18 protein-coding genes are annotated in these 20,050 nt (G+C 73.9%); 9 read left to right on the top strand and 9 right to left on the bottom strand.

Annotated features, from left to right (window positions below):
* The first annotated feature begins 11 nt into the window (after window positions 1–11).
* The 3 genes from ACWEN6_RS29690 to mtnK all read left to right on the top strand — a co-directional run bounded on the left by ACWEN6_RS29690 (window position 12) and on the right by mtnK (window position 4,429).
* Window positions 12–1,742 carry a LodA/GoxA family CTQ-dependent oxidase gene (locus ACWEN6_RS29690; RefSeq protein ID WP_354920823.1) on the top strand — a complete coding sequence of 577 codons (1,731 nt, stop codon included), beginning with the start codon at window positions 12–14 and terminating at the stop codon, window positions 1,740–1,742.
* Window positions 1,739–2,968, top strand: a complete 1,230-nt coding sequence (locus ACWEN6_RS29685; protein ID WP_452574776.1) for an FAD-dependent monooxygenase — start codon at window positions 1,739–1,741, stop codon at window positions 2,966–2,968. The genes ACWEN6_RS29690 and ACWEN6_RS29685 overlap by 4 nt, the downstream gene beginning before the upstream one ends.
* Window positions 2,969–3,175: 207 nt before the next feature.
* On the top strand, window positions 3,176–4,429 hold the full coding sequence (mtnK, locus tag ACWEN6_RS29680; protein WP_452574774.1) for an S-methyl-5-thioribose kinase: 1,254 nt from the start codon (window positions 3,176–3,178) through the stop codon (window positions 4,427–4,429).
* A gap of 46 nt (window positions 4,430–4,475) precedes the next feature.
* On the opposite strand, the gene ACWEN6_RS29675 is transcribed toward mtnK, so the two are convergent.
* Window positions 4,476–5,501 carry a nucleoside hydrolase gene (locus tag ACWEN6_RS29675; protein WP_452574772.1) on the bottom strand — a complete coding sequence of 342 codons (1,026 nt, stop codon included), beginning with the start codon at window positions 5,499–5,501 and terminating at the stop codon, window positions 4,476–4,478.
* Between the two features lie 29 nt (window positions 5,502–5,530).
* Window positions 5,531–6,856: a hypothetical protein gene (locus tag ACWEN6_RS29670; RefSeq protein WP_452574770.1), complete on the bottom strand. Its 1,326-nt coding sequence runs from the start codon at window positions 6,854–6,856 to the stop codon at window positions 5,531–5,533.
* Between the two features lie 376 nt (window positions 6,857–7,232).
* Here ACWEN6_RS29670 and ACWEN6_RS29665 point away from each other — a divergent pair, with 376 nt between their 5' ends.
* The gene (locus ACWEN6_RS29665; RefSeq protein ID WP_452574768.1) at window positions 7,233–8,576 is read left to right on the top strand and encodes a lanthionine synthetase LanC family protein; all 1,344 of its coding nucleotides are present in this window, start codon (window positions 7,233–7,235) and stop codon (window positions 8,574–8,576) included.
* 27 nt (window positions 8,577–8,603) lie between these two features.
* Here the strand turns inward: ACWEN6_RS29665 and ACWEN6_RS29660 are convergent, their stop codons facing one another.
* The 4 genes from ACWEN6_RS29660 to ACWEN6_RS29645 form a co-directional block, all read right to left on the bottom strand.
* Window positions 8,604–9,998: a sensor histidine kinase gene (locus ACWEN6_RS29660; RefSeq protein ID WP_354920808.1), complete on the bottom strand. Its 1,395-nt coding sequence runs from the start codon at window positions 9,996–9,998 to the stop codon at window positions 8,604–8,606.
* A 94-nt stretch (window positions 9,999–10,092) separates the two neighbouring features.
* Window positions 10,093–10,245, bottom strand: coding sequence for a hypothetical protein (locus ACWEN6_RS29655; RefSeq protein ID WP_354846709.1), 153 nt, complete (start codon window positions 10,243–10,245; stop codon window positions 10,093–10,095).
* A 160-nt stretch (window positions 10,246–10,405) separates the two neighbouring features.
* Window positions 10,406–11,104, bottom strand: a complete 699-nt coding sequence (locus ACWEN6_RS29650; RefSeq protein WP_452574766.1) for an ABC transporter ATP-binding protein — start codon at window positions 11,102–11,104, stop codon at window positions 10,406–10,408.
* Entirely contained in the window at window positions 11,101–11,922 is an 822-nt protein-coding gene (locus ACWEN6_RS29645) for an ABC transporter permease (RefSeq protein WP_452574764.1), read from the bottom strand. The genes ACWEN6_RS29650 and ACWEN6_RS29645 overlap by 4 nt, the downstream gene beginning before the upstream one ends.
* Window positions 11,923–12,041: 119 nt before the next feature.
* On the opposite strand from ACWEN6_RS29645, the gene ACWEN6_RS29640 reads away from it, so the two are divergent.
* Window positions 12,042–12,866, top strand: a complete 825-nt coding sequence (locus tag ACWEN6_RS29640) for a DUF1206 domain-containing protein (protein WP_452574762.1) — start codon at window positions 12,042–12,044, stop codon at window positions 12,864–12,866.
* Window positions 12,867–12,977: 111 nt separating this feature from the next.
* On the opposite strand, the gene icmF is transcribed toward ACWEN6_RS29640, so the two are convergent.
* Window positions 12,978–16,202: a fused isobutyryl-CoA mutase/GTPase IcmF gene (icmF, locus tag ACWEN6_RS29635; protein WP_354920796.1), complete on the bottom strand. Its 3,225-nt coding sequence runs from the start codon at window positions 16,200–16,202 to the stop codon at window positions 12,978–12,980.
* 292 nt (window positions 16,203–16,494) lie between these two features.
* Between icmF and ACWEN6_RS29630 the strand changes: the two genes are divergently transcribed.
* The 3 genes from ACWEN6_RS29630 (at window position 16,495) to ACWEN6_RS29620 (ending at window position 17,670) form a co-directional block, all read left to right on the top strand.
* Window positions 16,495–17,031 carry a MarR family winged helix-turn-helix transcriptional regulator gene (locus ACWEN6_RS29630; RefSeq protein ID WP_354846694.1) on the top strand — a complete coding sequence of 179 codons (537 nt, stop codon included), beginning with the start codon at window positions 16,495–16,497 and terminating at the stop codon, window positions 17,029–17,031.
* 170 nt (window positions 17,032–17,201) lie between these two features.
* On the top strand, window positions 17,202–17,450 hold the full coding sequence (locus ACWEN6_RS29625) for a DUF6400 family protein (protein WP_354920792.1): 249 nt from the start codon (window positions 17,202–17,204) through the stop codon (window positions 17,448–17,450).
* On the top strand, window positions 17,437–17,670 hold the full coding sequence (locus ACWEN6_RS29620; protein WP_354846688.1) for a hypothetical protein: 234 nt from the start codon (window positions 17,437–17,439) through the stop codon (window positions 17,668–17,670). The genes ACWEN6_RS29625 and ACWEN6_RS29620 overlap by 14 nt, the downstream gene beginning before the upstream one ends.
* 67 nt (window positions 17,671–17,737) lie before the next feature.
* On the opposite strand, the gene ACWEN6_RS29615 is transcribed toward ACWEN6_RS29620, so the two are convergent.
* A complete protein-coding gene (locus ACWEN6_RS29615; protein WP_354920789.1) occupies window positions 17,738–18,499 on the bottom strand; it encodes an MOSC domain-containing protein in 762 nt (253 codons plus the stop codon).
* A 37-nt stretch (window positions 18,500–18,536) separates the two neighbouring features.
* On the bottom strand, window positions 18,537–19,550 hold the full coding sequence (locus tag ACWEN6_RS29610; protein ID WP_354920786.1) for a ketopantoate reductase family protein: 1,014 nt from the start codon (window positions 19,548–19,550) through the stop codon (window positions 18,537–18,539).
* A 283-nt stretch (window positions 19,551–19,833) separates the two neighbouring features.
* Here ACWEN6_RS29610 and ACWEN6_RS29605 point away from each other — a divergent pair, with 283 nt between their 5' ends.
* Window positions 19,834–19,992: a hypothetical protein gene (locus ACWEN6_RS29605; RefSeq protein ID WP_354920783.1), complete on the top strand. Its 159-nt coding sequence runs from the start codon at window positions 19,834–19,836 to the stop codon at window positions 19,990–19,992.
* Window positions 19,993–20,050: the final 58 nt, after the last annotated feature.

Below are 20,050 nucleotides of genomic sequence, written 5' to 3'. Positions count from 1 at the left end.
GACCCGCAGCAATGTCGTATCGAATCCATCCGGCCGTCGGCGTCGTCCGGGTCGGCAACAGCCCCGAGTTCTACCTGGCCCCCGAGCGGCCCGGCACCCTGCCGGTGCTGCCCGGCGGCGGCGCGTTCACCCCAGCCGACTTCCGGGACGCGCGGGGCGCGCTGCGGCGGCAGGGGGAGCGCTTCGAGGTCTACCTCTACCGCGACGAGGCCGACCCCGGCCGTCCCGTGCGGCCGGGTGAGGACGGGGTGGAACGCATCGAGTGGACCGTCCACCTCGCCAACAAGAAGGCGATCTGGTACGAGTTCATGGTCAACGCCGGCGAGTCGGGGTACGCCCCCGACCACCCGCTGCGCAACGCGGCGGTCACCGACCCCGCCGAACGCCAGAAGATGATCATCGATCCGGGTCCGCGCACCCTGAAGGGCCCGGGCGAGTCGGTGGCCTTCTCCCGGACCGACAACCCCGGCGGCTATCCGATGACCTTCCCGCCCGAGGACCTCAAGCCGGCCACGATCGACAGCCTCGGCGAGATGCGCACCGACGAGCTGGGCCGGCTCATCGTGCTCGGCGGGTTCGGCTCCTCGGGCAGCGCCGACGCCGTCCCGGTCGCCGACGACTACGCCAACAACGACAACTGGTGGGACGACACCTCCGACGGGCCGGTGACCGCGCGGCTGATCATGCGGGACGGGCGGGAGGTGGACGTGGACGACTCCGCCTGGGTGCTGGCCGTCCCGCCCCGCTTCGCCCCGGAACTGAGCAACCTCGTCACGCTGTACGACACGATCAGCGACATGGCGGTGCGCAACCTCGGGACCCGGCCCGAGGTCTTCGCCGACGGCTTGTGGCAGCGGGACTTCACCCCCGACTGGGAGGGCGACATCAAGCCCATCCTGGAACGAGCGCACCACTACGGGTGGGTGGTCGCGATCCCCACCCACCCGCACGACATGGACTTCGGCAAGCTCGGCGACCCCTCCCCGGTCTACGCCGGGATGCGGCGGTTCTACTTGGACCTCATCCGGCCGCCAGACGCGCCCGACCGGTTCGCCTCCCCCGACAGCGGGCTGCCGCTCATGCCCTTCCTGGCCGGGGACAACTGCTTCGAACCGGGCCCGCTCTCCTCGCGGTACCTGACCCTCACCCGGACGCAGTTCTTCTACCTGCAGCAGTGGGCCGCGGGGAACTTCACCACCAAGGGGTCGCCCGAACCCTCGCCCGGCGCGCTGCGGGACCGCGTCGCGCTGGAGAACTGCGTCGGCGGCGCCTTCTCCCCGGGCATCGAGATGACCTGGATCTGCCGCAATCCCCGGCTGTACTCCGCGCCGTACCGCATCCGCCGCAAGACCGGGGTGCGGCCGCCGCTGTCCCTGGGGCAGGACCTGGACCAGGGCCTGGAGCCGGGAGACCTGTCCAAGTACATGGCGGTGCCCTGGCAGGCCGACTTCAACGAGTGCTCCGAGCAGCAGGTGGGCGACCGGTTCCTGTGGTGGTGGCCGGTGCAGCGCCCCGACTTCGTCTACGTGGAGGACACCGGTGGCCTGCGGCAGGTGGCCTGGGTGGGCTCCGACGGGGACCAGAACGCCGACGACTACGTGCGGTTCGCCGACGACGTCGAGATGGTCGAGCTGTGGCATCGGCTCGGGTTCGTGGTCAACAAGGGCACCGCCGACGACCCGGTCTTCGTCGAGGTCGAGCGGACCCTGCCCCGCGACACCGCGCCGCCGGAGGGTCCGTGAGCCGCGACGTGGACGCGCGGCGCGACCCGGCCGCGGTGGACGACCTGCCCATGCCGGATGACGGCGGGACCGCACCGGGCGAGGTGGCCGTGATCGGAGCCGGGCCCGCCGGGTGCGCGGCGGCCATCGCGCTCCGGTCCGCCGGCGTCGCCGTCACCCTCCTCGGCGGCGGGCGCGATGAGCCGGTCCGGATGGGCGAGTCCCTCCCCGCGGAGGCCCGTCCGCTGCTGCGCCGGCTCGGCGTGTGGGAGGAATTCGAGCGGGCCGGGCACCCCCCGTCGCCCGGCATGGCCTCCGCGTGGGCGGGGGAGGACCTGGCCTGGCGGGACGCCTTCACCGCCCCGCTCGGCGGCGGATGGCTCATCGACCGCGGCCGCTTCGACGCGAGCCTGGTCGAGGCGGCCAGGTCGGCGGGGGTCACCGTGGTGGACGGAGCGCGTGTCACCGCCGTGCGCCCGGAGGGGGCGGGCTGGCGGCTGTCGATCGCCCCGCCACGGGGCCCGGGCGGAGGGCGAGCGGCGGAGAGTCCCGCCGGACCCCGCGGGCCGCGTGGGCTGCGCGGGCCGCGCGGGCTGCGCGCGGGGTTCGTGGTGGACGCCGCCGGGCGGGCGGGCGTGCTGGCCCGGCGGCACGGCGCACCGCTGCACGCGGACCGGCTGATGTGCGCGTTCACCGTCCTCACGGGGTCCACCGGCCCCGCGGAGCCGCGCGCGATCCGGCGGCCGGTGATCGAGTCGGCCGAGCTCGGCTGGTGGTACGGCGCGGACGCCGGCGAGGGCCGGACGGCCGTCGGCCTGTTCAGCGACGCCGACGTGTTCCGCCGCGCGTCGGCCACGAGCGCGCGGAGCTGGTACGACCTCCTCCGGCGTACCCGGCACGTCTTCGAACTGCTCGGCCGCCCCGGTCCGCCCCCCGCAGTGCGGACCGTCCCCGCCGCCTCCCACTGCCTCACCCGCCTGTACGGCCGGAACTGGGTGGCGGCCGGGGACGCGGCGAGCGCGTTCGACCCGCTGTCCTCGGCCGGCGTCGTCGCCGCCCTGCGATCCGGCCTCGGCGCCGCGACGGGGGTGCTGGCCGCCCTCGACGGCCGGTTCGACGCGCTCGCCGCCTTCCAGCGGCGCACCCAGGTCCAGTACACGTCCTACCTGCTGCGACGCCGCGACCACTACGCGGCCGAGGCCCGCTGGCCCGGCGCGCCCTTCTGGCGCAGACGCGCGCCGGCCTGACCTCCTCCGCTTCCTCTGGCGACGGGCCCTGCCGTCGGCCACGCCGATAAATCCCGCTTTTCATGCATGGATAGTGGACAATAGGGCCCGTGCGCGCCTACCATCCGAAGTGTCCCTTGTGACCTCCGCCGTCGAGCGCGTACGCCTTCGCCGTTCTTCGCGAACGATGTGATGGATCGTGCGTCCTGTGTCACCGCCGAGGAGAACATGACCGCCACGATCGGCACCGAGAGCGCCTACGAAGCGCTCACCGCCGACACCGTCCCCGCCTACATCGCCGGACGGCCCGCGCTGGCCGCCCACTTCGGCCCCGCGCGCGTCACCGGCGTGCGCGAGGCCGGGGACGGCGACCGCAACCTGGTGTTCGTCGTCGAGGCCGCAGGCGGGTCCGGCCTGGTGCTCAAGCAGTCCCTCCCGTACGTGCGCACCGACCCGACCTGGCCGATGACGCCGGACCGCAACGGGTTCGAGGCAGGCGCCCTGCGCGCCCACGGCTTCCTCGCCGGGCGGTACGTCCCGGCCATCTACGACGAGGACCCCGGGCGGCACGTCGTCGCCATCGAGGACCTGTCCGACCACCAGGTGTGGCGCGGCGCGCTGAACGAGGGGCTGCGCCACGAGGGCGCCGCCGCCGACCTCGGCAGATACGCCGCCCGGGTGGCGTTCGGCACCTCGGTGTTCGGGCTCAGCGCCCCCGACCAGAAGGCCGCGCTCGCCGCCTCGGTGAACCCGCAGCTGTGCCGGATCACCGAGGACCTGGTGTACACCGAGCCCTACGTCCGGCACGAGCACAACCGGGTGCTGCCCGCCAACGAGGCCGACGTGGCCGCCTACGCGGGCGACCCCGACGTGCGGGCCGCGGTAGGGGTGGCCAGGCTGACGTTCATGACCAGCGCCCAGGCGCTGATCCACGGCGACCTGCACACCGGCTCGGTGCTGGTGCGCGCCGCCGAGCCGTGGGCGCCGCGCTCGACCAAGGCGTTCGACGCCGAGTTCGCCTTCTACGGCCCGGCCGGCTTCGACGTCGGCACCCTGTGGGGCAACTACGTCCTGGCCGCCGGGCGGGCGCTGGCGCTGGGCGAGGAGGACCATGCCGCCTGGGTGCTCGGCCAGGCCGAGCAGACCTGGCAGGCCTACCAGCGGGAGTTCAGGGACCTGTGGCCGACGCGCGTCTACCCGCGGGTGTTCGGCGACACGGTGCTGCGGCGCTTCCTCGGCCAGGCGCGCGAGGACGCCGTCGCCGTCGCCGGCGCGGAGGCCGCCCGGCGGGTCATCGGCCTGGCCAAGGTCTCCGACCTCGCGACCCTCCCGGAGGAGCCGCGCGCCCGCGCGGCGCGCGGCGTCCTGCGCGCCGCACGGCTGCTGCTGGTGGAGGGCCTGCCCGAGGGCGCCGGCCCGGACGCGGTCGCCCGGCTGTTCGACCGCGTCGGGGACGCCGTGGCCGCCGCGGCCCGGGGCTGAGTTCCGGGCGCATCTCGCGGCCCGGGCGTGGCCACGGCCCGACCCTTCAGGTGGTGGCCCCGCTCGCGTCGCCGGGTGCGGTGGTCCCTCCGGTCAGGGCGGTGAGGAAGCCGCGCAGGAAGCGGGCGGTGTCCACGGCGGTGACCACCCGGGTGTCCGGGGCCGGCTCGTGCGGGAAGGGCGCGGGACGGCCGTCACGGGCGCGCATCAGCCGTGCCCGCCAGAGCGGCCCGTCCGGGAGTACGGCGACGGGCCCGAGTGCGGTCCCGGTCGCCAGGGACGGATCGAGCAGGATGCCCGCCGCCAGCGGGTCGTGCAGCGGGACGCCGCCGCGCCGCCCGGTGCCGTCGCCGAGGCGCAGGTAGGCGCCGAGGATCGCGGCGGCGAAACGGGCGACGGGGGTGCCCGCCGCGTCCAGGGCGGCGATCCCCTCCGGCGGCAGGACGGCCGTCGCGGTGACGTCCACTCCGAGCATGACCAGGTCGGCGCGCGGTGCGGTGGCGACCGCCCGGGCCGCGGCGGGGTCGCGGGCGATGTTGCTGTCGCGGGCCAGCCGGTCGCCGGGGAGGTCGTACGGGCCGGAGCCGCCCATCACCACGACGGAACGATACTTTGTAAAGAGCGCCGGGTCGGTGCGCAACGCCAGCGCGAGATTGGTCAGGGGGCCGAGCGCCAGCAGGTCGAGTTCGCCAGGGCGGTCCCGGGCGAGGCGGACGATCAGCTCCGCGGCGCTCTCGCCGGTCACGGCCGGCATGGGCCGGGGCAGCCCGTGACGGGCGAGGGGGGCGCCGAGCCCGTCGGTCCCGTGCGTCCCCCGGGGGACGGAGGGCGCGCCCGGCAGCGGCCCGGCCGCGCCGCGCGCCACGGGCGGCGCGAGCCCGAGCAGGCGGGTGACGCACCCGATGTTGCGCGCGACGTCCCGCTCCGGACGGTTGCCGGCCACGGACGTCACGGCGGTGATCTCCACCCGCGGGTGCCCGGCCAGGTAGAGCAGCGCGCAGGCGTCGTCGATGCCGGCGTCGGTGTCGACGACGACGTGCCGCGTGACGTCCGCTCCGCGAGGGCCGGTCATGCGGCCCGGCTCTCCCGCCCGGTCGGCCTTCATGTCGCCGTGCGCGGGGGAGGAGCCGGGGGCGTGGAGCCGCCGGCCGGGGTACGGGCGCCGGGAGCGGCGAACACGCCGGTGGCGGGGGCTCCAGGCGTGGCGGGGATGCCGGGCATGGAGGGGACGCCGGGCGGTGCGGGGAAACGGGGCGGGACGACGGCGCCGGAGACGGCGGCACTCGGAGCGGCGGAACCTGCAGTGGCGGACGCTGGGGCGGCGGACCCTGGGGCGGCGGCATTCGAAGCCGCGGCGTGCGGGGTGGTGGCATCGGGGGTGGTGGAGCCGCCGGGCGGGACGGCGAAGTGGTCGGCCACGCGGGCGGGCTCGAAGGCTCCGTGCTCGGTGACGATGCGGGTGATCAGATGGGGCGGCGTGGCGTCGAAGGCCGGATAGTAACCGCGGGTGCCCTCGGCCGCGGTGCGCGTGCCGAGGACGTGCAGCACCTCCTCCCCGTCACGGTGCTCGATCTCGACGTCCGCGATGCCGGGGGACAGTGGGTCGGGGGCGTGGGCGAGCACGTACATCGGCGCGCCGAAGGCCCGGGCGGCGAGCGCCACCGCGAGCGTTCCCACCTTGTTCACCACGTGGCCGTCCATGGTCACCCGGTCGGAGGCGGTCATCGCGACGTCGGCCAGCCCGTCGGCCAGCGCCGAGGGCACCATGCCGTCGGTGATGACGGTGGGCCGGTAGCCCATCTCCACCAGCGTCGCCGCGGTGAGCCGCGCCCCTTGCAGGTAGGGGCGGGTCTCGGTGCAGACGAACTCCAGCCGCTTTCCCATGCGCTCGGCCGCCCGCACGGCCGCGACCAGGTAGGCGTCGCCCCAGCAGTGCGTGAGCACGCGGGCGCCGTCCTCCAGCAACGCGGCGGCGTTGCGGCCGAGCGCGTCCGCGCCCGCGCGGTAGGTGGCGTCGTGGGCGGTCGCCGCCTCGGCGACGGCCGTCACCAGTTCCTCCCCGGAGGCGAGCGCCAGCGGCCCGTCCACGGTGGCCGCCAGGATGGCGGTGACGGCGTCGCGGATGTGGTTGTTGGTCGGCCGGGTGGCGATGAGCCGGCGGCCGGCGGCGCGCAGGCTCTCGGCGGCGGCTCCCGGCCCGGCGCGCCGCGCCTCGCGGGCGGCCAGGGTCATGCCGGCGGTGGCGGCGAACAGCGGGCCGTGGCTCTGGGTGACCATCTGCTCGATGGCCACCGCGACGTCCTCGGCGGTGGCGCAGTGCACCCAGCGGCGCTGGAACGGGTAGACCCTGCGGTCAAGGATGTCCACCCCCTCGTCGGTGGTCCGTACCGAGTCGGCCAGAATCGGTGTGTCGCCAGTGCCGCTCACGTGGCCATCCCTTCATCGAGACCGTGTCGAGTTCCAGAGTGCCCGGCGCCCGTCCCGCTGCACACCCGGCGCCGGCGGGCCCGGCCGATCGAACCGGCTCGCCGAAGGGGATGAACGCCGCAAGTGCCCCAGCGATTATCCATAGTCTCCTGCCTGGCAGACCATGGATAAGGGGGCATCCCATCCGATCGGGCCGGGTTCGCGGGGAAATATGGCTCACGAGGAGCGCTGGAGGCTCCTGCGGGGCCGGTCTCTGTGAGATTGTTTCTGCTGCGGGCGGTGATGGGGCCGGCCGTGTGCCGTGACCGGATGCCGAAGCATTGTCTAGTTTTCCTACCAAATACATAGGTAGACTGGGCCGCGCAGAGGAGGCGACATGAGCCCGGACCCAAGCCACCCGTCGTGGCCCCGAGGCGAGAGCCCGCTGGCCGCGGCCATCTCCACCGGTCGCTGGATCCGGTCGGCCGCCGTCGACGACGAACGCGGGCGCCACTGGCGCGCCAACCCCGACCCCGGACGACGCTCGGCCCGGTCCGGCCGGCCCGGCTCGTTGTACGCGGGCGCCGCGGGCGTCGTGCTGTACTTCCTGGAGCTGGCGGCGGCCACCGGTCACGAGGCCTACCTGGAGGAGGCCAGGAACGGCGCGCGCTACCTGGCCGCCACCTGGCGGGAGGAGGCCGACCTGTCCCTCTACCACGGCCTCACCGGCATCGTGTTCGCGCTGGCCGAGGCCGGGTGGGCCACCGGCGAGGAGAGCTTCTCGGTCGCCGCCAGGGACGCGGCCGACCAGGTGGTGCGCCGCGCGCGCCGCCTGCCCGCCGGCGTCGGCTGGACGGGCGACCCGGCGCAGCGCGGCGACGGCGGCATCATCCTCGGCCTGCTGCACGCCGCGGGCATCCTCGGGGTTCCCGAGTACGAACGGATCGCCGTGGAGGCCGGCGAGCGCGTCGCCGGCCTCGTCGTCCCCGGGCACCGGTTCGGCGAGGAGGGCTGCGCCGACCTGCCGGTGGACGCGGTCACGCCCGGGTTCCTGTCCGGCACGGCCGGCACCGCCTTCCTGCTCGCCCGCCTGTACGGTGTCACCAGGGACGAGCGGTTCCTGCGAGCCGCGCGCCGGGGCGCCGACTTCGTCCGCACCGTCAGCGTGGTGACCGACAAGCACGTCTTCGTTCCGCACCACGTCCCCCAGGGACGCACCCTGCACTACCTCGGTCTGTGCTCGGGGTCGGCGGGGGTGGCCCGGCTGTTCTACGAGATGCACCGCGTGACCGGCGAGCAGGGCCACCTCGACTGGATGGAGCGGCTGGCCGCCGGCATCGCCTGCAGCGGCGTCCCGCGGCGCCGCACCCCCGGCTTCTGGAACGTGGCCTGTCAGTGCTGCGGCGCGGCCGGGCTGGTGGAGCTGTTCGTCGGCCTGTGGGCCGCCACCGGCGCGCGGTCGCACCTCAACTTCGCCCAGCTCCTGGCCGACGACCTGATAGGCCGCGCCACCGGGCACGACGACGCCGGCCACCGCTGGTACCAGGCCTACCGGCGGCTGCGTCCCTGGGAGGTCACCGCCGACACCGGGTACATGATCGGCGCCGCGGGCATCGGCTCGGCGTTGCTGCACCTGCACGCCGCCACGACGGTGGCCGAGCCGCGCCGGGTCATCCTGCTCCCGGACAATCCCTTCCCGGCCATCCCCGTCCCCGCCTCGGCGCTGCGCGGCCCCTCCTGAGCCGCGGGGCCGGCCCTTTCCGCGCCCTCAGACCGGCTCGACGTGCCGCGGCCCGAGCGGGAGGCGGACCACGAAGCGGGCGCCGCGCTCGCTGGGCTCGATCGTCAGGCAGCCGCCGGTCGTCTCGGCGATCTGCCGCGCGATCGACAGGCCGAGCCCCGTGCCGCCGGCGTCCTTGCTGCGCGCGGCGTCCAGGCGGGTGAACCGCTGGAAGATGATCTCCCACTTGTCCGGGGAGATGCCGGCCCCGTCGTCGAGCACCTCGATGATGGCCGTGCCGTGCGAGAAGCGCGGGTCGCCGGGCCGGTCGCCGATGCGCGTGCACACCTTGACGGTGGCCGAGGTCGCGGCGTGCCGCTCGGCGTTGTCCATCAGGTTGGTGAACAGGCGGGCCAGCCGCACCCGGTCGCCCATCACCACCACGCCCGGCTCCAGCTCCTTGCCGATCCTCAGGCGGCTCTGACGGCGCTCCAGCTCGCCGGCGACCAGTTCGGCCAGATCCACCGGCTCGCGGGTGACGGGCGTGCCGGCGTCCAGCCGGGCGACCTGCAGCAGGTCGGACACGATGGCCTGCAACCGGTCCAGGCTGCTCAGCAACGAGCGGCTCATCGCGTTCACGTCGGTCTCGCCGGGGGCGAGCAGGGCCTCCTCCACCTCGGCGCGCATGGCGGTGATGGGGCTGCGCAGGTCGTGGGAGGCGTCGGAGGCGAACCGCCGCTGACGCTCCATCGCCTCCTCCAGCCGGTCCAGCGTGTGGTTGACGCTGTCGGCGAGGCCGTGGATCTCGTCGTTGGCGGCCGGCACCGGCACCCGCCGGCCCGGGCTGGTGGCGACGATCTCGTCGAGCTCGGCGCGGATGGCGTTCACCGGCGACAACGACCCGGTCACCAGCCGGTGGCTGCCGTAGACGGTCACCGCGACGACCGACAGCACCGCGGCGACCGCGAAGGCGGCCAGCAGCGGGTGGACCCACGGACGGATGGGCGGCGCGGCGGCGTAGACGATCCATTCGCGGCCGGCGTGGAAGGTCCGGCGGGCCACGACGATCTGGCACTCGCCGTGCGGGAAGACGCGGTCGCACACCCGGCGCACCGCCTGCTCCTCGCCCGGGGGAGGAGTGAAGGAGGCCATGGGCGGCTTGCCTCGCAGGATGTCGGAGGAGGCGGCGACCCGCCCCTGGGAGTCGACGACCTGCAGATTGCGCACCTGCTCGTGGGGGATCGGCGCGGGCAGCGTGCCCTGCTCGAACACCACGGTGACGCGGCGGGCCGCCGCGGCGACCTCCTCGGTGAGGTACTCACTGGCGTACCGGTTGACGGCCACCAGCATGGCCGCCGACAGCAGTGTGGACAGCAGGGCCGCGATCAGACCTGCGAACAGGGTGAAACGCCCCTTGACCGACCAGCGGTGCCACACGCTCACCGTGATCCCCCCTCTTGCCCCCATGACAAGTGCACCACACCCGTCGCACGTGGGTGTGGCAGGTCGCGGGGGGAAGCCGGCCGGCGGCGGGCCGCTAGTCTGCGGCGCGCGTGGCGGCCTCGGCGGCCTTGGCCGTCAGCGACCGCACCGCTTCGGTCAGATGGGCGACCTGGACCTCGAGGGTGTGGACCCGCGCTTCCAGTTCGCCGGCGCTGGGGGGCTGGTTGGCGACGATCTGCCTCGGCATCGGCGGCCGCTCCTTCCACGAAGTTCACAACGCGGGCCTGGCAACGCGGGGGTGTCCGTCGCGATCCCAGCTCTTTACCTCTGCCCACACAGGGGCGTGGCAAAGCACATCCGGCCCTATAAGCGTACGTGACCTCATCGCGGTGCTCCGGGAGCGACCCCTAGGAGGTCGTGAGGCGCGCGGCATAGCGGGTGCGGGGGTGGCGGGCGACCTCCTCGGGCGTGCCGTCCTGCACGACCGCGCCGTTCTCGACGACGACGAGCCGGTCGGCCAGCGCCGTGGCCTCCGCCGGGTCGTGGGTGACCAGCACGCAGGGCCCGGCGAAGCACGACAGGTGGCGGCGCAGCAGGTCCCGCAGCTCCGGACGCGCGCGGTCGGCGACACCGGCCAGCGGCTCGTCCAGGAGCAGCACCCGGGGGCCGGCGGCCAGCGAGCGGGCCAGCGCCACCCGTTGCGCCTGCTCGCGTGACAGCTCGCCCGGCGTGGCCCGCGCCAGGGCGCCCAGGCCCACGTCGTGCAGCCAGGCGGTCGCGGCCCGGCGGGCCTCGGCGGTGCCCGCGCCGTGGCAGCGCGGCCCGAAGGCCACGTTGTCCAGGACGCTGAGATGGGAGAACAGCAGCGGGTCGCGCAGCACCATGCCGACCGACCGGCGGCCCGGCGGGCGTGCGTACAAAGGAGCGCCGTCGAGCAGGACGTACCCGCCCGCGGGGGCGGCGAGCCCGGCGAGCAGGCGCAGGGCGGTGGTCTTGCCCGCACCGCTCGGACCGGCGAGGGCGACGACCTCCCCGGCGGGGACCCGCAGCCGCACGTCCAGCGAGAACGGCGGGTACGCGGCGACCAGGTGGGCGTCCAGCATCATGCCGGGCCCGCCCAGCGTCCCCGCAGGCAGGCGAGGATCGCCGCCGGCACCGCCAGCAGCACCAGGCTGAGCGCGACGGCGGCCTGCGGGTCTCCGCGCAGGGCCAGGTAGACCGCGGGCGGCGCGGCGGGCGCGGCCGCGGCCAGGCCGCCGGCGAACACCATCGTCGCGCCGAACTCGCCGAGGGCCCGCGCCCAGCACAGCAGGGCGCCGACCGCGGCGCCGGGCGCCAGCAGCGGCAGGGCGACGCGGCGGAACACCGTCCAGGAGGAGGCGCCGAGCAGGGCCGCCGCCTCCTCGACGCGCGCGTCCTGCCGGTTCAGCGTGCCCTCGACCGTGGCGACCAGGAACGGCATCGCCACGAACGCCTGTGCGCACATCACCGCCACGGCGTAGGAGACACCCGGCGCGCCCGCCGGGCCACCCCGGCCCAGCGCCAGCAGCAGCGCCATTCCTCCGGCCACCGGAGGCAGCAGCAGCGTCAGCCTGACCAGGGCGCGCGCGGCCCGCCTGCCCCGGAAGTCCACGCGGGCGAGCATCCACCCCAGCGGGACCCCGGTGACCAGGCAGCCCAGCGTGGCGGCCACGGAGGTGACCAGCGACAGCCACAGCGCCCGCAGCAGGGCCGGTTCGGCGAGGCGGGAGGCGAGCCCCGCCCACGGCGCCCGCAGCACCAGTGCCGCCACCGGAAGGGCAAGCAGCACCAGGGCGGCGGCGGCCGGCGCGGCCAGCACCAGCGGCACCGCGGCGGGCCCGTCGTGGACCGCGCCGCGGCCCGCGCCGGTCAGCCTGCGGCGGGTGGTCTTCAGTACCCTCATGCCGCCTTCATCCCCGGCCGGCCGCCGCGCCACGCGAAGGCCCGGGTCCATGATCGGCATAGCACGTTTACTTCCCGGCTAAATGTGCAGAAGGGAGGGCGTATCGAAAGGAGCGGCCCATGAACTCCGTGGCCTCAGCAGGTCACCAGGCGCGCGGAGCCGCGCGGCAGGCGACCAACAGCCGGACCTTCGACCGTCTCGCCAGGTTCGGGATGGCCTGCCGGGGCGTCCTGTACGCCCTGATCGGCATCCTGGCCCTGCAGATCGCCTTCGGCGGCGGCGGGAAGGAGGCCGACAAGACCGGAGCCGTGCGCACGGTCGCCGAGCAGCCGTTCGGCACCGTCCTGCTGTGGCTCATGGCGCTCGGGTTCCTCGCCCTGGCCGTCTGGCAGCTGTCGGAGGCCGTGGTCAACAGCGGCCTGGACGTCCGGCACCGCGTGGAGGCCGCCGCTCGCGCCGTGGTCTACGGCCTGGTCGTCGGCACCGTTCTCAGCTTCCTGCTGCGCGGCACCACCGGGCAGTCGAGCGACGAGAAGTCCAAGGACCTCACCGCCACCGTCATGGACTGGCCGGGCGGGCAGTGGATCGTCGGCGCCGTCGGCCTCGGCGTCATCGGCCTCGGCCTCTACTGGATCTACTCGGGCGTCACCAAGAAGTTCTGCAAGCACCTGAGCACCGCCGAGATGTCGCCGGCCACCCGCGGCGTCGTGGAGAAGCTCGGCATGATCGGCTACTGCGCCCGCGGCGTGATCGCGGCGGCGGCCGGCGTCTTCTTCGTCCACGCGGCGATCACCTACAACCCCGACGAGGCCAAGGGCATCGACTCCACGCTGCGGTCGTTCGCCGACACCCCGCTCGGCCCGTGGCTGCTGGCCGTGGTGGCCGCCGGCCTGGTCGTCTTCGCCGCCTACTGCTTCTGCGAGGCCCGCTGGCGCCACACCTGAGCCGCCTTCGCGGTAGAGGACCTCGCGACGGACCCGGGCGCCCCGCCCGGGTCCGTCGTCATGTCGTCATGTCGTCATGCCGCCACGGCTCAGGCGTGGCTCACATGTGGCTCAGACATTGCGCCGGTACTGGCCGCCCGCCTCGAACAGCGCCTCGGTGATCTGCCCGAGCGAGCACACCCGGGCGGCGTCCATCAGCGCGGCGAAGGCGTTGCCGTCGGACATGGCGGCCTCCCGCAGCCGCCGCAGCGCCTCGGGCGCCTCGGCCGCGTTCCGCCGCTGGAAGTCGCGCAGCCGCTCGAGCTGGCCGTGCTTCTCCTCCTCGGTGCCGCGGGCCAGCTCCAGCGAGCCGTGCTCGACCGCGCCGCCGGGGTTGCGGAAGGTGTTCACCCCGATGATCGGCAGCGAGCCGTCGTGCTTGCGGGTCTCGTACAGCAGTGACTCGTCCTGGATGCGCCCGCGCTGGTAGCCGGTCTCCATCGCGCCGAGCACGCCGCCGCGCTCCGACAGCCGTTCGAACTCGGCCAGCACCGCCTCCTCCACCAGGTCGGTGAGGTCGTCGATGACGAAGCCGCCCTGGAGCGGGTTCTCGTTCACCGCCAGGCCCCACTCGCGGTTGATGATCATCTGGATGGCCATGGCGCGGCGCACCGACTCGGCGCTCGGGGTGGTGACCGCCTCGTCGTAGGCGTTGGTGTGCAGGCTGTTGCAGTTGTCGTAGATCGCGATCAGGGCCTGGAGGGTGGTGCGGATGTCGTTGAAGTTCATCTCCTGGGCGTGCAGCGACCGCCCGGAGGTCTGGATGTGGTACTTGAGCTTCTGCGCGCGCTCGCCCGCGCCGTAGCGGTCGCGCATGGCCACCGCCCACACCCGGCGCGCCACCCGGCCGAGCACGCTGTACTCGGGGTCCATGCCGTTGGAGAAGAAGAACGACAGGCTCGGCGCGAAGTCGTCGATCGCCATGCCCCGGGCCAGGTAGGCCTCCACGTAGGTGAACCCGTTGGCCAGGGTGAAGGCCAGCTGGGTGATCGGGTTCGCCCCGGCCTCGGCGATGTGGTAGCCCGAGATCGACACCGAGTAGAAGTTGCGCACGTCGTTGGCGATGAACCATTCCTGCACGTCGGCCATCATCCGCAGCGAGAAGTCGGTGGAGAAGATGCAGGTGTTCTGCCCCTGGTCCTCCTTGAGGATGTCGGCCTGCACGGTGCCGCGCACCGTGGACAGCGTCGCGGCGCGCACGCGGGCCGCCTCCTCGGCGGTGGGCTCGCGGCCGTTGTCGGCGCGGAAGCGGTCCAGCGCCTGGTCGGCCGCGGTGTGCAGGAAGAACGCCAGGATGGTCGGGGCCGGTCCGTTGATGGTCATCGACACCGAGGTGGCCGGCGAGGACAGGTCGAAGCCGTCGTACAGCGCCTTCATGTCCTCCAGCGTGGCGATCGACACCCCGGAGGTGCCCACCTTGCCGTACACGTCCGGGCGCTCGGCCGGGTCGTTGCCGTACAGGGTCACCGAGTCGAACGCGGTGGACAGCCGCACGGCGGGCTGGCCCTGCGACAGCAGCTTGAAGCGCCGGTTGGTGCGGAACGGGTCGCCCTCGCCGGCGAACATGCGGATCGGGTCCTCGTCGGCCCGCTTGAACGGGAACACCCCGGCGGTGAAGGGGAAGCGGCCGGGCAGGTTCTCGGCGCGCAGGAAGCGCAGCAGCTCGCCGTGGTCGGTGTAGCGCGGCAGGGCCACGCGCGGCACGCGGCTGCCCGAGAGCGTGGTGCGCCACAGCGGCGTGTGCTGCTCCTTGCCGCGGACGGTGACCACCAGTTCGTCGGCGGAGTAGGCGGCCACGGTCCGCGGCCAGTCCTCCAGCAGGGCGCGGCTGCCGGGCGACAGCTCCTGCTCGGCCCGGTCGCCCAGCGCGTCCAGCTTGTCCAGCGACGCGGCGTCGCCGCCCTCTGCGGCCAGCAGCTCGCGCACCTGGCGCAGTTGCTGGCGGCGTCGCGCCGCCTCGGCCTCCACCCGGGTGCGGCGGTGGTACTCGCGCACGGTCTCGGCGATCTCGGCCAGGTAGCGGGCCCGGGAGGGGGGCACGATGGCCGAGGCCAGGCTGGAGGTGGTGACCGGGGTCTTCGGCAGCAGCCCGAAGCTGTCGGGCAGGCCGCGCTCGGCGAGCAGGTCGCGCAGCCGGTGGTAGAGCGCGGTGACGCCGTCGTCGTTGAAGCGCGAGGCGACGGTGCCGTAGACGGGCATCTCCTCGGGGGAGGCGCCGAAGGCCTGGCGGTTGCGCACGAGCTGGCGGCGCACGTCGCGCAGCGCGTCCTGCGCGCCGCGCCGGTCGAACTTGTTGATCGCGACCACGTCGGCGAAGTCCAGCATGTCGATCTTCTCGAGCTGGGAGCTCGCGCCGAACTCCGGGGTCATGACGTACAGCGACACGTCACTGAAGGGGACGATGGCGGCGTCGCCCTGCCCGATGCCGGGCGTCTCGACGATCACCAGGTCGAACCCGGCGGCCTGGCAGACGGCGATCACGTCGTTCAGGTGATCGGGAAGCTCGTGGGAGCCGCGGGTGGCCATCGAGCGGAAGAACACCCGGTCGCCGCCGAGGCTGTTCATGCGGATGCGGTCGCCCAGCAGGGCGCCGCCGCCCCTGCGCCGGGTGGGGTCCACCGCGATGACGGCGACGCGCAGCTTGTCCTCGTAGTCGGCGCGCACCCGGCGGACCAGTTCGTCGGTGAGGGAGGACTTGCCCGACCCGCCGGTCCCGGTGATGCCGAGCACCGGCACCCGGCGGGCCGCGCCCGCCTCGCGCAGCGCCTGCAGGTAGGACGCGCCGGCCTTGCCGGCCTCGACGTAGGTGATCGCGCGGGCCACGGCCCGCTGGTCGCCGCCGAGCACCGAGGGCGGCTCGCCATCGGCCGCGAGGTCGACGTCGCACGCCTCGACCAGCGTGTTGATCATGCCGGCGAGGCCGAGCCGCTGGCCGTCCTCGGGGGAGAAGATCTTGGTCACGCCGCGGCTCTCCAGCAGGGCGATCTCCTCGGGCACGATCACCCCGCCGCCGCCCCCGTACACCTTGACGTGCCCGGCGCCCCGCTCGCGCAGCAGCTCCACCAGGTAGGTGAAGAACTCGACGTGGCCGCCCTGGTAGGAGCTGATCGCCACGCCCTGGGCGTCCTCCTGGACCGCCGCGGTGACGATCTCCTGCACCGAGCGGTCGTGGCCGAGGTGGACGACCTCGGCGCCCTGGGACTGCAGGATGCGGCGCATGATGTTGATGGCGGCGTCGTGCCCGTCGAACAGCGCGGCAGCGGTCACCACGCGCACGGGGTTGGCAGGTACGTGCACCGGATCTCCTCAGGCAAGTTACTAGGACGTCCTAATAAATTCTAGGACGTCCAACTACCGGCGCGGCCACCGAGTTCCCGATGTCCCCCGATGTCCCTCGGTGTTTCCCGGTGTTCCCGATCGCCCTCGCCCATACGCCGCCCCCCGTTCCTGCTGCCCTCGGCGCCCCCGCGTACACGGCCGTGCCGATGAGCGGGCCGCATGCGCGCCCGATCCCGCCCGGTGCGCGCGGCCGCGGGACGGCCCGGCCGTCCGGGGCGCGGGCGGGGCGGTGGTCGGTAGGATCGGCGATGTGACGCGTGAGGGGTGGCTGGACGAGCGGGAACAGCTCATGTGGCGGGCCTTCGGCGACATGCGTCACCGGCTGGACGCCGCGATCGAGCGCCGGCTCACCGAGGCCGGCCTCTCGACCGCCGACTTCGAGCTGCTGCTGCCGCTGATGGAGGCCCCCGATCGGCGGCTGCGCGCTCGCGAGCTGCGCCTGAAGATCGACTGGGACCGCAGCAGGCTCTCCCACCAGCTCCGGCGCATGGAGAAGCGGGGCCTGCTCGCCCGCGAAGACTGCCCCGGTGACGCGCGGGGGACGATCATCAGGCTGACCGAGGAGGGCGCGGGCGCCATCGCGGCCGCGGTGCCCGGGTACGTCGAGGTCGTCCGCGGGCTGTTCATCGACCTGCTCACCCCTGAAGAGACGCTGATGCTGACCTCTCTGTCGCATCGCGTGCTGGCGCGCATCGCCGGCGAGGCGCTCGGGCCCGGGAAGTCCGTGTACCTCACGACGATCGACCACTCCCTGGCGGCCCAGGACGGCTCCGCCGGCCCGGTCTGAGCTCCGCCGGCCCCGCCGTTCTCGCCGTCCCCGTCGGGGGCCGGTCACGCGGTGGCGTGAGGAGCGTCACGCCGTGGCAACGCGAAGGAGCTGGCATCACCCCCAAAGGCGACATATGGTATTGAAACGGACAAATGTCTTGTCATCGGTCGCCCACGGGAAGTCGCGTCATGAGCCACGACACCGGTCATCCGCCCATCCTCTTCGAGATGGACCTCTCGCTCCACGAAGTACGCCGCCGCGCCGAGGTGGTCGCCGCGCTCGGCCCGGACTGGGATCCGCTGGAGGCGATGCGGGGTGAGCAGGAGGCCTACGACCTGCTCTACTCGGGCCTGGACGCGCGGCAGTCGGAGACCTACGACATGCTCGTGGCCGCCGGGGTGCTCCCGCGGCGGAAGGCCGGCCGTGCTGCCGATTGACCCCGACGCCGACATCGGCCGCCGCGCCTGGATCCCCTGCCCCCGATGCCGCGACGACCGGCACTGCGCCGACTGCGGCTCGGGCCGCAACTGCCGCGACCACTGGCGCTACCTGCTCAGCACCACGGGAAGCGTCCTGCACGTGCAGTGCCCGGGTTGCACCCACCTGTGGGACCACGAGACCCACTTCGGCGCCGGCGGCCCCCGCCCGGCGTTCTGACCGCCTCTGGGGGCGTTGCCCGGTTCGGTGACCGCTCACTGACGCCGAACGCGTGCGGTTCGGCTCCTCACCCGGTGTGGTGGTCCGCCGCCGGTGCCGTGAGCGACACGGTCACCGGATCGCCGACCTGGACGGCGCCGGGGCGTACCACCCGCATGATCAGGCCGAACGTGTTGTCGTGGCCGGAGATCAGGTGCTTCTGCAGCTCCGGCCACCGCTCGCGCCCGTGCGGATCCCAGCTCGGCACCGCGCACCTGACGCACGGCCCGGTGTGCCGGCCGGTCGTGCCGAGGACGACGTCGCCGACGGCGATCGCGACCGCGCCGCTGAAGGACTCCTCGGCGAACGCCGGGGCGTCGAGCTCCAGGTGCAGGTTGGGACGGAAGCGTTCGATCTCCACCGGGGCACCCATCTCCACCTCGAGGGCATGGCGTGAGGCCTCGAAGGTCACCAGCAGCGTCGGCCCGCGGTCCTGCTGCCCGTCGGCCGCGCGCAGCGACACCGGCATCTCCAAGGCGTCCGCCAGCGCGGCGGGCAGGCCGGGGTCGTCCCACGCCCAGGCCGCACCGCTCGCCGAGTACAGCACCGGCGGCCCTGGAGGTTCCGGAGAGCCGTCACAGGTCGCCGGGTAGGCGGCCTCCCAGTCGAGCATCCGCGGGATCTGGCGCACGGTCAGCCGCGTGCCCGCGCGTTCGGGACGCTCGTCGACGAGCGCGTACGCGCGGTCGCCCGCCATCCCGCGGGCGTCCAGCAGGGCGGCGGCGACCCGCTCGCCGCGCAGCGACTTCACCGGCCAGCGGTACAGCCCGCCGATCCTTCCCCGATACATACCAGCAGCTTAGGCGACCGGCCCGCGGGACCGCCCGTCACATGGGCGGCGGGGCCGCGGCCTCCTCCTCTACGAGCTTGAGCAGGGCGGAGATGGTCATCGAACCGGGCGGCCGGTGCTCGCGGGCGAACTCGCCGGCGACCCTGCGCACCGTCTCGTTGGCCGGGGTGGGCACGCCGTGCAGCCGGCCGAGCAGCACGATCTCGCCGTTGAGGTAGTCGGCCTCGATCGAGCCGCTGCCCTTGGCCAGGCTCTGCCACGACGAGCCGCCCGGCCGGTCCACCCCGTCGACCGCCGTCTCGTTGACCTGGTCGCCGCGGGTGCGGCGTTCCTCCTCGGGAGGGGTGTAGGCGATGCCGGCCGCGTCGAGCACGGCCCTGCCCTCGGCCAGCAGGCGTTCCATCAGCGGCTGCGAGCCGGGAACCGGGCCGCAGATCGCCTGGTGGGCGTTGCCGAGGTTGCCGAGCAGCTTGGCGTACTTCCAGCGCATGACGTTCTGGTCCACCGGGGCGGCGAACATGCTGCCGCGCAGGTCGGCGGCGATGCGCTCGGCCGTCTCGTCGGCGCCGCGGGGGTAGCGGCCGAGGGTGAGCATCCCCGACAGCGGCGCCCCGTGGGAGACGACCGTGCCGGGTTCCAGGTGCAGCGCCGGCAGCCACACGCACATGCCGTAGACGCGGCGGAACAGGCGCAGCGCGATCCGCTCGTTCTCGACGGCGTTCTGGGCGCAGACCAGGGGCAGCGCGTCGGCCGCCGCGCCGCCGCCGGCGACCGGGCGCGGCGCCCACTCCTGCAGCATCGCGGCGGTGTCCTGGGTCTTGACGGCGAGCACGAGCACGTCGTCCTCGCGCAGGTCGAGCTCCTCGGGCCCACCGGCGGCGGTGACCGCGACGGTCGCCGCGCCGTGCGGGGAGATCAGGCGCAGGCCGTCCCGGCGGAGGGCTTCCAGGTGGGCGCCCCGTGCGACCAGGACGACGTCGTGCCCGTTCTCCGCGAGCCGGCCGCCGATCGTCCCGCCGACCGCACCGGCGCCGATGATGATATAGCGCATTATGCGATCCTCCCATGATCGTCTCATCGGGCCGCCCAGGGGGCATGCCCTGCCGCCGGGACACGGGATACCCGGGCGGCCGTGCCGGGCGGAACGCCGGTGTCCGACCGGTGACCGGGTTCCGGCCCTTCCGTCGGCGGGATATCTGATGACCAAAAGCGGGCGAACCTGGACATCCTGTGCACCGTTCATGAAAATGATCTCGACCGTTGCGCCGTAATTCGGAAGACCGGATCATCGTGATCACCATCATCTCGCCCCTCGGGGCCGGAGAGGAGACATCATGCTGGGTCTCGTCGACCGTCTGCTGACGCGTGTCGCCCACAAGGTGACCGTGGAGGCCGGGTGCAGCAACTACTACTACTGCTCGGGTGGGGTCAGGTACCTTCGCCAGTGCTGCCTGAACGAGGGGTGCACGACGGTCAGGGTCGGCACCTGCTGACGTCGCCGCGATAAGCGTCCGCGGGCGGCGGCCGGCCGCCGCCGCCCGCCATGGCGGT

Source organism: Sphaerisporangium sp. NPDC004334, assembly GCF_053602655.1.
Note: the sequence above shows the minus strand (reverse complement) of the source record. Positions and strands in the feature narration are given on the sequence as shown.